At 41.9% G+C, this 12,791-nt stretch carries 11 protein-coding genes; 1 reads left to right on the forward strand and 10 read right to left on the reverse strand.

The annotated features are described in order from the left end of the window. Nucleotides 1-6: 6 nt before the first annotated feature. The 5 genes from csm5 to cas10 are packed head-to-tail and all read right to left on the reverse strand — an operon-like array spanning nucleotide 7 to nucleotide 5,528. Nucleotides 7-1,209, reverse strand: a complete 1,203-nt coding sequence (gene csm5 / locus CVP04_RS08735) for a type III-A CRISPR-associated RAMP protein Csm5 (RefSeq protein WP_100297128.1) — start codon at nucleotides 1,207-1,209, stop codon at nucleotides 7-9. 10 nt (nucleotides 1,210-1,219) lie between these two features. Next, nucleotides 1,220-2,140: a type III-A CRISPR-associated RAMP protein Csm4 gene (gene csm4 / locus CVP04_RS08740; protein ID WP_100297129.1), complete on the reverse strand. Its 921-nt coding sequence runs from the start codon at nucleotides 2,138-2,140 to the stop codon at nucleotides 1,220-1,222. Between the two features lie 9 nt (nucleotides 2,141-2,149). Further along, nucleotides 2,150-2,857, reverse strand: coding sequence for a type III-A CRISPR-associated RAMP protein Csm3 (gene csm3 / locus CVP04_RS08745; RefSeq protein WP_100297130.1), 708 nt, complete (start codon nucleotides 2,855-2,857; stop codon nucleotides 2,150-2,152). Between the two features lie 10 nt (nucleotides 2,858-2,867). Then, entirely contained in the window at nucleotides 2,868-3,254 is a 387-nt protein-coding gene (csm2, locus tag CVP04_RS08750) for a type III-A CRISPR-associated protein Csm2 (RefSeq protein ID WP_100297131.1), read from the reverse strand. A gap of 9 nt (nucleotides 3,255-3,263) precedes the next feature. After that, a complete protein-coding gene (gene cas10, locus CVP04_RS08755) occupies nucleotides 3,264-5,528 on the reverse strand; it encodes a type III-A CRISPR-associated protein Cas10/Csm1 (protein WP_100297132.1) in 2,265 nt (754 codons plus the stop codon). Nucleotides 5,529-5,789: 261 nt separating this feature from the next. Here cas10 and CVP04_RS08760 point away from each other — a divergent pair, with 261 nt between their 5' ends. Further along, nucleotides 5,790-6,668, forward strand: a complete 879-nt coding sequence (locus CVP04_RS08760) for a D-alanyl-D-alanine carboxypeptidase family protein (RefSeq protein ID WP_100297133.1) — start codon at nucleotides 5,790-5,792, stop codon at nucleotides 6,666-6,668. 84 nt (nucleotides 6,669-6,752) lie between these two features. Here CVP04_RS08760 and CVP04_RS08765 read toward each other — a convergent pair whose 3' ends face one another. From CVP04_RS08765 to alaS, 5 genes are all read right to left on the reverse strand, one after another. After that, nucleotides 6,753-7,208 carry a hypothetical protein gene (locus CVP04_RS08765; protein WP_100297134.1) on the reverse strand — a complete coding sequence of 152 codons (456 nt, stop codon included), beginning with the start codon at nucleotides 7,206-7,208 and terminating at the stop codon, nucleotides 6,753-6,755. Nucleotides 7,209-7,331: 123 nt separating this feature from the next. Continuing rightward, the gene (gene galU, locus CVP04_RS08770; RefSeq protein ID WP_100297135.1) at nucleotides 7,332-8,219 is read right to left on the reverse strand and encodes a UTP--glucose-1-phosphate uridylyltransferase GalU; all 888 of its coding nucleotides are present in this window, start codon (nucleotides 8,217-8,219) and stop codon (nucleotides 7,332-7,334) included. Nucleotides 8,220-8,293: 74 nt separating this feature from the next. Continuing rightward, the gene (locus CVP04_RS08775; protein ID WP_100297136.1) at nucleotides 8,294-9,658 is read right to left on the reverse strand and encodes a phosphohexomutase domain-containing protein; all 1,365 of its coding nucleotides are present in this window, start codon (nucleotides 9,656-9,658) and stop codon (nucleotides 8,294-8,296) included. A 33-nt stretch (nucleotides 9,659-9,691) separates the two neighbouring features. Next, complete coding sequence (gene csrA / locus CVP04_RS08780) at nucleotides 9,692-9,874, reverse strand: carbon storage regulator CsrA (protein ID WP_100297257.1); 183 nt, start codon at nucleotides 9,872-9,874, stop codon at nucleotides 9,692-9,694. Nucleotides 9,875-10,034: 160 nt separating this feature from the next. Next, a complete protein-coding gene (gene alaS, locus CVP04_RS08785) occupies nucleotides 10,035-12,659 on the reverse strand; it encodes an alanine--tRNA ligase (protein WP_100297137.1) in 2,625 nt (874 codons plus the stop codon). Nucleotides 12,660-12,791: the final 132 nt, after the last annotated feature.

Below are 12,791 nucleotides of genomic sequence, written 5' to 3' on the forward strand. Positions count from 1 at the left end.
CGTCCATTATTGTAGCAATTCATTTTCTGCTATAGGAGAGAATTCTAACAAGGCCCAACCTAAAGGCTGTAATTGGGTTTCTGCATCATTTTTTTCTGAGGCCAACCAAAATGTATTAGATTGCTCCTTGTATTCGCCTTTGATATTAATTTTTTTAAGGCTTTTCTCTGCTAATAGCTTAGATTCTGAACCATTCTTTCCTAGTCGAATAAGTGCAATTTTATTCGTATTTAAAAGCAAATTAATATTTTCGAAAAAAAGAGAATTAATAAATCCATTTTGAATAAACAACTGACATTCTTTATCAAAAATGGGTCGATAAAAATCATTTAGCATTTTAATTATGCTTTGATAGAAATCCTTAGATAATGACTTTTCAGGCGATATATCAGTAAGTGTAAGTTCACCTTGGAAGCCCCGATATAATTCCGGTTGAATACACTCCATTCTAGTTGAAATACCTTGCGAATAGCCTTTTTTCCCTTTAGTCCTCTTCAAATTTACTGAATATATTACTTTAGAAAAATGACTAAATTTAGTATTTGGCATTAGATCAGAAAATTTTATATATTGAGAAATAATTTTCTCATTACTTAAACGATTAAAATCTCCGATGTAAGTATAAATAAGTTTTTTATTTGCAGCAGAAAAGATTCCCTTATCCCTTTTTTTATTATTTCCTAATCCTTTATCAAGATTTAGATCTTTGTCGGTAAGCGGTTTATTCTGATGTTTTGATTGAATAATAGCTGAAAAAACCGCCCCTTTAACGGAGCTACCTGGGATATAAACATTAGATAAATAAGGTGAATAACTATGCCGAGCAATATAAAAGCGATTTCCTTCTGCTTTCCCATTCTCTTTTATCTGAGTTGGATTTCCTAGTTTTTCTTTCCATTCTTTGGTAATAGCTGTACTTACGAGTATTTTATAATGTGCAATATCTTTAATACCGTTAATAATTTCATCATTTTTCGAAAAGAACCCCTGTAACTCAAATAATTGAGTTTCATCAACATATTCTTGAGAAGATAAATTAAGAAGTTCCTTTCTTTGTTCTTTAGAAATCGGAAGTTTACTCGGCTCAAAGTGATAAAGCATATTTCCGTCAATAACATAATTTGTCGGTTCGAAATCTTCCCCGCAGCCAATATGAATTGGGCTGATTGGGGTAAGAAATATTTTATGGGTTGTCATAAACTCTTTCATTGCAATCTCCTTATTCAAAATGAATGCTGAGTGGAATTACGGGTGCATAACCTTGGTGTACCGCATTCGTTTGCCCATAGGAAACGCCAGTTAAGCCATTACCGATAAATAACTTTTCCTCCCACTTGTTAGGTGTAAATACTGCACCTAATTTGGTTAGAATAATCGGCTTTTTAAATGGATTTCCGCTAAACACCGCGAGACTGCCGTGTCGCCCAAATCGGGTAGTAATTTGGTAGAAACAGCGTTCTTTATTTAGCCCTAAATCCTGTGGTGCACAATTTGCAAGGGTTAAATAGGCGTTGGCATTTGCTTTTGTATAGTCAAAGGCTTCCGTTTGCTCAATACTAAATTTGCCTAAGCCGATAGAGGCATCTCGCCCGTAGCCAAATGTGCCGATGTCGGTTAAAAGTGCGGTTATTTCTTCAAGAGAAATACGCGTTTCATCAATCACGATATAAATATCAAGCAAGGTACTCGGTTTATACCAAATCTGTGACATTACATAAGGTGCGAACTCATCTTTGCCTGTAGATGCGGTTAAGCGATTTAGGGTATTGTGCGGTTGCTCGCGGTTTTCTTTAGCAAAAATTTCTTTTTCCGCTTTTGCAGATTGTTGCCATAAAGTCACCGCTTGTTGAGTATCTTTCACTTCAATCCATTGTTTTTTCTTGAGTTTTTTGCGATCTTTCCCCCCCCCTTCTTGCCAAAATCTTGAAGGCAGCGTAGGCAGCGGCAAATGATTCTGAGGTAGTGCATCGGATACCACAGCAAACGGCTGTTGATTATCATAACCTTCAAGCAACGCATTTAAACGACTTTCACCGAAGCGGTGAACAATCGCCCAACAAAGTTGCCCGAATAGGGTATCGCCCATTAGCGGTGTACCAAAGGCACTTTGAATGTTGAGTGTAATTCGATAAGTCTTCATAACCTTATCCTATTTAAACGGGTTGATCTCACTTAAGTCTAGAGCTTTTTCGCCAACGGTTAAATTTTCAAATTTGACTTTACCGTAACCGCGTGAACCTGAACCGCCGAGGCTGTCGAGTTCTAGTAAACGTAAACCTTTTAATATGAGATCTAATAATTCGTCTCCATCGCCTTCAAAATGACGCAAGGTAAGTTTAAAATCAAAGATCGCACCGGCAGGCACACGTTCAGTTTGGCGTGGGTTATCGGCTGTTGCCGTAATACGGTTAATGGTGTTTTCACTTTTCGCTTCGGTCAGCAGTAAGTTATCTTCACGCACACGTTTTTCCCATTCAGCATTTAAAGCACAATCCCAAAAGCCTAAGCGGGACACGCCGAGTTCTTTTTGAATATCACTTTCTTTTTGGCTATCAGCACTAATGCCGAAAAGTTTTAAGATATTTTCAACCGCACTTTTATCTGTAGCGTTTTTCAAATGATTAATACTCAATACGCTACCGTCCGTTTTGGAAATCTCACCACTTCGCCATTCCAGCAATGAACGGATTTTTCCTTTAAGGCTTGAACCCGGAATATATGGAGATTGGGTAATAGGGTGTTTGATCACAGAATTATCAATGCCGCCAATGTGCATTTCGCTATCGCCGGCACCGATATGTAAACCGGTTTTTAAAACAAGATTTGCTTTGATTTCAATGATGTTTGTTAGTTTCATAGTCAATTCCTTACTCGTATAATTTGCAATAACCCATTACCGCTTCCATAAATAATTTGCCTTCTTTTAAGGTTTCAGCAGATTTAATTTCGTCCATTGTGCGGTTAAAAATATCACTAAAATTTTTGTTAACAAGTTCTCGCCCTAAAGCGTATGCTACTTTGGCTTTTAACATTTTGATAAAAGGCTCAAGTTCTTGATATGTTTTTCCTCGATTGGTGGCTTGTTGGACGCGGTCATTCCACATACAAAGCTCGTCATAAAATTTGCGTAATTGAGCAGGTTTATTTGCTCTGCCTGCATTGTGCTTAATGCTTTTGGCAAATTCTTCCGCCAAGGTTGAAAATAAATCGCGTGGGCGATTTCCTGCACCAAGTTTAATTTGTGATACATTCATATTGTGCCTCTAACGTTTTGAATAGAAATAGTTAAATAATGGAATAATAAAATTCCCCTTGTGTTGTTCGATACCTTTATCACCTAAAGAAATAATCAGTTCATTTAGTGCTTTCGGACGTTTTTCTTTCGCTAATTTATCGGTCACATAGCGAGATGTGCGATAAGCGAAACGGCTACGCCACATCGTGCTTTCCAGATTTTCTTTATCTTCCGCTTGTTTAGCGAAACGGATAAGCGAATAAAAATATCCTGTTGAAATATCATAATTTTCGGCAAGGCGGTTGATTTCATCTTCAAGATCAGTCAATAAATGCCATTTATTCCACGAAACCGCACGTTTATAAATGGTTACCGCATTTTTCCCGTCCACAGCTTTTGCTTGTTCAAGCGCTTCCTCTGCCATTTCGCCTAAATGCGGCACCGGTACGCCGACTTTGGTCATTACCATTCCGACGGAGAAATGAATATCCGGATTTCGAGCGACGTAATCGGCAAAATGCTGCCGCATTGCATTGGCGATTTTTTGTGTGGTGTGCCACGGACCGATTAAAAAGAAATCATCACCGCCCGCGAAGACCGTGTACATATTCGGATAATGTTCCGCACAATACGCCGGCAGCCACAAGCTAAAAAACTGATTCATTTGGCGAGAAAGGGCTGCCATTTTGGCGAAATTCGGTTTTTCCAATCCCTTTTGGAAGATTGTGCCGAGATTATCCACATCGCCTTTTAAAGTCATTAAGGCTTTTTGCCCAATCCAACTTCCGTTCGCGTTTTGGAAACGATCTTCGCAAGCTAAATAATCAAAGGTCTTCGGCTGTTCGACAATCCGCTCCGATAGATCAAATTGTGAATATTTCCCTTCATCATACCGATCCGTTTCCTTAAAATAAGGGATATATGCGTTAATATAGCGGCGCGCGTAGCCTTTCCAAATTTGTTCGGTTAATTTTTGCGGAATAGAAAAATCCCAAAAACGATAAATTTGCTCGGCTCTTGACAATTTGCTGAAATCGCCTGAGGATTCTTGTTCATCAGTAAAAACGATGCTAAAACCGAAAATATTGAGTTCTAGTGATTTTGTGCGATAGTCTTCATAAATTTTCGCATTATATTCTGCAATAATAATGCGATCTTTTTTTGCAAGAAGATCACCGATTTTAATTTGATCGCGTGAAATTACCGAGCAACCATCTTGTTCCGCAGGGAAATTACCGTTCAATTCACATACGCCGTTTGAGTATTCAATATCTTGTACGCTTGCGGTGCTTGCAGTTAAATCCAATCGTTGTAATTTTTTCACTTCCAATGCTTCAAATAGAGATTTTTGCAATTTGCGAAATTCCATCGCCGTGAAATCTTGCGCTGTTGCCGTTTGAGTGGCAATACCTAAGCCGATCAACCCATATGTTTTTTTAATAAACCATTGATCAAGTTCCGTTTGTACGCGCTCAATCGCTTGTTTTATTTTCGTGGTATTCGGTGCAACGATTAAAAATTTACCGGCAGCATTGATAATTTGACTCGTTGTCGGTAATTCGCAAGCTTGCAATACTTTGAGGGCAGCTAATTCCGCAAAAAGCGAAACTTGAAAGGAGCGTCCACGCAATAGTTTTGCCGCTTGTTTATTGGTTTCTCGACCGCCTGAAAAAATAAAATCTTGAATACCGAAGAAATCGCCTTGGATTAGCAAGAATTTTTCCGATGTCGGTGTATTCGACTCTTGCTCGTTTCGCCAAAGTGCCGTTGCCAACGCTGCCACCGCTTTACTATGATCATACAGTGAAATATCCGCCGTTTGTGACGGAAGGCAAGTGCCGAAACATTGAAACGCGGTGTCAAAATGATCTAGCCAAAGATCGCCCTGATGGGAGGAGGGAATATCCTTTAAGGCTTGATTAAAGCGCTCCCAATGTTCTTTTATTTTCTCGGATGAGATATTCAGCCGATTTAATTCGGTCGGAAAAATACTTTCGGCACTCATCGGCTGAATAGGATAGCCGAATCGCGGTTTTGCGGATTTATTTTTTGACAACGTAATTTGTTCTAATAATGTCCGTAATTTATCTGACGCGTGCTCAACTTGACCGTTAATATTCGATGCGATTTTTTCCGCTTCGGTAAAAATGCTCAATAGTTGATGATCAGGTTTTTGATATAACGTAAAGTTTTCGGGTGAAAAAGGAAGATTATGCTGCGTTGCAAAGGTTTTCAAAGAATGAACCAACGCAGCAAAGGCTATCTGAGAAGAAGATGAAAGTAATTGATTCATATGCTCTCCTTATTTGTTACTGAATGTTGCTAAGATAGCCGATAGCGGAAGAAAATGTAAAGAATTACAAATTTGTAAATTTTAGATTTGAGATCTATATCAAATATCAACGCATAAAAGAAAAGTGCGGTCGATTTCTCAAGAATTTTTGCCTCGTTTTGAGTCGGTATCATTGATTTCAAATCGGTAAGGTTATTCCTAGAATCATTCAAGAAAAATCGCTATAATTTCCGCCTGTTTTCGGGTTAATTTGTGGTAAAAATGTTTAAGAAATCGCTTTTGTCTGCTTTGTGTTTGTTCTTTGTGCCGTTTGTCACGGCTCAGTCTTATGTGGTGTATGATTTTACACATAATCGCGTGTTGGAAAGTCGCTCGCCGAATAGCGTACAGCCGATTGCGTCGGTGACAAAATTAATGACGGCGGTTGTTTTTTTAGAAAATAATAAGAACGATAAATGTACGGCAAGTATTACCGAGGAAGATTACGATTATCTCAAAGGTACCGGCTCGAAATTACCGCAATATACGCCGATTGCTTGCTCGGAATTGCTGAAAGCGATGTTTATTCATTCGGATAATTACGCCGCCCACGCATTAGCGCGCTCGGCGGGAATGAGTCGTGCGCAATTCATTAAGAAAATGAATCAAAAGGCGCAAGAATTGGGAATGAATTCCACACATTTTATCGACAGTTCCGGCTTGTCGAATCATAACGTGTCGAGCGTGATGGATTTGGTGAAATTAGCGAAATATTCATTGCATAAAACGGAGCTGAAAAATCTTTCCAACACCCGCGCCGTTTATATCCGCGCTAATCGCCAGAATGTGTTTATGCAGAATACGAACAAATTGGTGCGTGAAGAAATTTTCGACGCCGCACTCAGCAAAACGGGCTATATTCGCGAATCGGGCTACAATTTGGTGTTCGTCAATAAACATATCTGTAATAACGCGACAATCGGCGTCATCAGCTTAAATAATGCCAGCTCCGCCTCGCGCTCTAATTTTACGAAAAATAAATTGGAGTCTTACGGCTGCGCGACGATCAATGATCTCGTCATTAATGATGCAAATGATGAAAATTTTGAAGCTTATGACGAGCAAGGAATGGATCGTTTAATTAAACAAATTGCGAATTAATCGCTTTTCGGTAAAAGTGCGGTGAATTTTGCGTATAAATCCGCAAAAATAAGACCGCACTTTGATGATAACTTGTTGATTCAACTACACTTCTCGACATTCCAACCAAGGCAGACGCACACCGTTGCGGTTTTTATAATAAGTCGAACTCCGCTCGCGCGCAATTAACTCGATTTCCGCGCCTTGAATTGGATGATAAGAACGATAAATCACTTCAAAACGCGATCCGCGCACATTCAGCGGTTTGTTTTCAATATGATCAAAAGGCTCCGCACGAGCACCGTCCAACTGAAAATAAAACCCGAAATTATCCTTCAAACGACTTTCCCGCGAAAGCGGAAAATAGGTGAATAAATACGCCTCGGAACCCGTTTCAAAATTACGGCAAATGTAATAATAACGTTTGTAATCGACGGTATTGGATAACTCGGCTTGACTGATATTGTCTTTCAAATACCCTTTTTTTACCGGCTTAGACGGTGTACAAGCAAATAACATAACAAACGCAGCGGTTAAGAAAACCATTTTTAATTTATACATAAGAAAACATTCCGCAAAATAACTCAAATCAGGCGGAATATGATAGCGGAAGTTGATGGGAGTGCAAGAGAATATGGGATAAGGTAATCCCAAACGGCACTCAAAATGCCGTTTGGGGTTTAATTATAAGGATTTAACCAGTTTTTTCAGATAATCGGCGAATTTTGTGCCGAGTTGCGGGTGGTGGAGGCCGTATTCGACAAATGCTTGCATATAGCCGATTTTGTCGCCGCAGTCGAAGGATTCGCCGGTCATATGGAAGGCTTCGACGGTTTCTTTTTCAATTAACATATCGATTGCGTCGGTTAATTGAATTTCATCACCCACGCCGACTGGGGTTTTTTCTAATAAATCCCAGATTTTTGCGGAGAAAACATAGCGACCGACGACGGCTAAATTAGAAGGTGCGTCGTCAACATTCGGTTTTTCGACGATGCTGTTGATTTTAGCGCTTTCGCCGCCTTGAAGTTCGACGCCGCCGCAGTCTGCGATACCGTAACTGCTGACATCTTTTTTATCAACCGGTGCGACCATAATTTGACTGGCATTGGTTTCTTTGAACCGTTTCAGCATTGCCGACAAATTTTCTTTCTTTTGGTCGGCAGTAAATTCCGCCAAGAGAACATCCGGTAAAACGACGGCGAAAGGTTCGTTGCCGACCACCGGGCGTCCGCATAATACGGCGTGTCCGAGACCTTTGGCGTTACCTTGGCGAACGTGCATAATGGTGACGTCTTTCGGGCAAATGGAGCGAACTTCTTCTAATAATTGGCGTTTCACCCGTTTTTCTAACATTGTTTCCAGTTCGAAAGAGGTATCAAAATGGTTTTCAATGGCATTTTTGGAAGAATGGGTCACTAACACGATTTCTTTAATACCGGCGGCGACACACTCGCTGACAACATATTGAATCAACGGTTTATCCACTAATGTGAGCATTTCTTTTGGGATTGCTTTGGTTGCTGGTAGCATTCGGGTCCCTAAACCCGCCACCGGAATAATAGCTTTCATTGGTTTTCCTTATTTTAAATAATAAACAACCGCACTTTATGCATAACGCTAAAGTGCGGTCAAATTTTATGCAATTATTGACGTAATAAAGCCAAAATTTCTTCGGTTTTTTCTGCCATTAATTGTTTGTCACCGCGGGTTTCAAGATTTAAACGCACCACCGGTTCGGTGTTGGAGGAGCGTAAATTGAAACGCCAAGTCGGGTATTCAATGCTGATACCATCGGTTTCGTCCACGCTGATCGCGTCTTTTTCATAAGCGGCGCGAACGCGTGCGATAGCCGTTTGGGCATCTGCCAATTTGCTGTTGATCTCACCCGGAGACGGATAAGTATCGATACTGTTGCCCACAAGTTCACCCAAGGTTTTACCTGTTGTACAAAGTAATTCAAGCACCAATAACCACGGGATCATACCGCTGTCGCAGTAGAAGAAATCGCGGAAATAGTGGTGCGCACTCATTTCACCGCCGTAAATTGCGTCGATTGCACGCATTTTTTCTTTGATGAACGAGTGACCAGATTTTGACATTACCGCTTCGCCGCCGTTTTCTTCGACCAATTTAATGGTGTTCCAAATTAAACGCGGATCATAGATGATTTTCGCGCCTTTGTTCTTTTGCAAGAAGGCTTGACCTAATAATCCGACGATGTAATAGCCCTCGATAAAGCCGCCGTTTTCGTCGAATAAGAAACAACGGTCGAAGTCACCGTCGAAGGCGATACCCATATCCGCTTTGTTTGCTAATACGGCGTCAATAGTGTCTTGACGGTTTTCGTGTAACAGCGGGTTCGGGATACCGTTCGGGAATGTGCCGTCCGGATTATTGTGGACTTTGACGAATTCCACCGGCACGCGTTTCGCGCGGAATTGCGCTTCGATCGCGTCGATAACGTGTCCTGCTGCGCCGTTTCCGGAGTTGATGACGAGCTTCATTGGTTTCAAATTATCCAAATTCACATAGGATAATAAATGTTCGACATAATCGCCTAATACGGAAAGCTGTTTATATTCGCCGCGTTGAGTAACCGGTGGGAAGTTATTTTCTTCCGCCAAGCGTTGAATATCGGCAAGACCGGTATCCGCGCTAATCGGACGCGAACCTTCGCGAACCAATTTTAAGCCGTTATAATCCATCGGATTATGGCTTGCGGTCACTTCGATACCGCCGTCCGCTTTTAAGAACGATGTTGCGAAATAGACTTCTTCCGTACCGGTTTCGCCTAAATCGATCACGTTCACGCCCGAATCCAACAGACCGTTTGTGACCGCACTTTTCAGTTCTTTACTGGTTAAGCGAACATCGCCGCCGACTACGATTGTTTTAGGCTTTAAGAATTGCCCGAACGCACGCCCGATTCGATAAACAATATCCGTATTTAATTCATCGCCTAAGCGACCACGGATATCATAAGCTTTAAAGCAAGTCAATTTACTCATAACTTCTCCATTTCTCACTAAATTACAAAGCCCTTAAGATTGCTGTTCATCTTGCGCGTCTTTAATGCGTTGGTAAATTTCTTCCCTATGAACAGAAACATCTTTCGGTGCTTTCACACCGATCTTTACCTGATTACCACGAATATTCAGTATCGTAATAGAAACATCATCACCAATGAGTAAGCTCTCTCCGGCTTTTCTGGTTAAGATAAGCATAACAACCTCCTCATTCCATTCTTTGATGCGACATCCTATCATCCATTAAAAACATCCTTATTTAATCAAAATCTAACCTCACCCTATGGTATCGTATTTATTCATCGTCGGTGATAAATAAAACCCAAAGTTGTGAGTTACCACACAAAATTTATGCGCATTATAGGTTTTTATGTAACCATTCGGAACAAACCGATAACGCTTTGTTAACATTCTCCGGTTGCGAACCGCCTGCCATTGCCATATCCGGACGACCGCCACCTTTTCCGCCCACTTGCTGCGCCATTAAAGCGACCAATTCGCCTGCTTTCACTTTTGCGGTTAAATCGGTGGTGACACCGACGACCAAGTTGATTTTTTCATCAATGACGGACACCAATACGATAATTGCGGAACCGAGTTGATTTTTCAAATCATCTACCATTACTCGTAAGGATTTGGTTTCTACACCATCGATTTGATGAATTAATACGGAAACGTCTTGAATTTTCACCGCACTTTTTGCCAAATCCGCGCCCGCTTGCATTGCTGCTTTTTCTTTCAAAGCGAGAAGTTCTTTTTCGGTTTTCTTCGCTTTGTCTTGCAACTGTTGGATTTTCTCCGCAAGGGAATTCACATCCGATTTAAGCAATTCCGCGCTGTGGTTTAGCAAGGTTTGCTGATTATGCAACCAAGTTATCGCATTTTCACCGGTCACGGCTTCAATACGACGCACGCCGGCGGCAATCGCGGTTTCGCTTAAAATTTTGAATAAACCGATGTCACCGGTGCGTTCGGCGTGAATACCGCCGCACAACTCAATGGAGAACTCGCCCATTGTCAACACGCGAACTTGTTCCGCATATTTTTCACCGAATAATGCCATCGCCCCTTTCGCTTTTGCCGCTTCCAATTCCATTAAATCGGTTTGAATCGGGTTGTTTGCGCGAATTTGTTGATTCACGATACGCTCGACTTCAAATAATTGCGCTTTGGTAATGGCTTCCGGATGCGCAAAGTCGAAACGTAAAGCCGCATCGGACACCAGTGAGCCTTTTTGTGCAACGTGCGTACCCAATACTTGACGGAGCGCTGCGTGTAAAAGGTGAGTCGCCGAGTGATTCAAGGAAGTTTGATGACGACGTTGTGCATCCACCGTCGCATTAACGGATTGTCCGACGGAGAGCGAACCTTGGGTCAATTCGCCGATATGCCCGAACACTTGACCGTATTTCTGCGTGTCTTTCACGTCGAACGTGAACCCTTGACCGGCTAAGCGACCGCTGTCGCCGATTTGTCCGCCCGATTCCGCATAAAACGGCGTATTTTCCAAAATAACCACCGCACTTTGACCGGCGACAATGCTTTCGACCGGTTTACCGTCGTGGAAAAGTGCGGTCACTTTTGACAGGCTTTCCACTTCGGTATAACCTTCGAATTTGGTCACGCCGTCAACACGAATGACGTTGTTGTAATCCACCCCGAATCGGCTTGCCGCTTGGGCGCGTGAACGTTGCGCTTCCATTTCGCGCTCAAAGCCTTCTTCGTCGATCGTAATGTTGCGCTCACGACAAACATCGGCGGTTAAATCCAACGGGAAACCGTAAGTGTCATATAATTTAAATGCCACATCGCCGGATAACACGTTATCTTTCACATTTGCCAAAGCTTCATCCAACAGCGCGAGACCGCGTTCTAAGGTGCGTGCGAACTGTTCTTCTTCCAAGCGTAATAATTTTTCCACGTTCGCTTGTTTCTCTTGCACTTGTTTGCCGGCTTCCGCCATTACTTCGATCAATGTCGGCACCAATTTATAGAAGAAGGTTTCTTTCGCACCTAATAAATGTCCGTGACGCACGGCGCGGCGAATAATACGACGCAACACATAGCCACGTCCTTCGTTAGACGGAATGACGCCGTCGGCGATCAAATAAGCGCAAGAACGAATGTGATCCGCAATCACGCGTAAGGATTTATCGGTTAAATCGGTTTGTCCGGTTAACTCGGCGACTTTTGCGATTAATTGTTGGAAAATATCGATTTCATAGTTGGAATTAACGTGTTGCATTACCGCACTGATACGCTCCAAGCCCATTCCGGTATCCACCGACGGACGCGGCAATTTTTCCAATGTACCGTCTGCTTGGCGGTTAAATTGCATAAAGACGATATTCCAAATTTCGATATAGCGATCGCCGTCTTCTTCAGGCGATCCCGGCGGGCCGCCCCAAATATGATCGCCGTGATCGTAGAAAATTTCGGTACAAGGGCCGCACGGGCCGGTATCGCCCATTTGCCAGAAATTGTCCGACGCATAAGCCGCGCCTTTATTATCCCCGATGCGAATAATGCGTTCCGCCGGAACACCGACTTGGTTGTGCCAAATATCATATGCTTCGTCATCGGTGTGATAAACGGTTACCCAAAGTTTTTCTTTCGGCAAGCCTAACCATTGCGGCGACGTGAGGAATTCCCAACCGAAATGAATCGCATCGCGTTTGAAATAATCGCCGAAACTGAAGTTGCCCAACATTTCGAAGAAGGTATGATGACGCGCGGTATAACCGACGTTTTCCAAGTCGTTATGTTTACCGCCGGCACGCACGCAACGTTGCGCCGTGGTAGCGCGCGAATACGGACGTTTATCCATTCCGAGGAAAACGTCTTTAAACTGATTCATCCCCGCGTTGGTAAATAAAAGCGTCGGATCGTTTTCCGGCACCAAAGAACTGCTATCAACAATTTGATGTCCTTTGGAGTGGAAAAAATCAAGAAAAGATTTTCTGATTTCTGCTGTTGTTTTCATTGCTAAGCCTTGTTTTATTTGATCAAATTTTTTGTAAATTTACTTATTGTTGCATATTTTTAAAATTTAGAAAAAACATTTTTAAATGATTAAAGTATAAAAATAAGAAGTCTTATTACTGAAAGGATAAAG

The organism is Caviibacterium pharyngocola (assembly GCF_002795405.1).
GTDB lineage: Bacteria > Pseudomonadota > Gammaproteobacteria > Enterobacterales > Pasteurellaceae > Caviibacterium > Caviibacterium pharyngocola.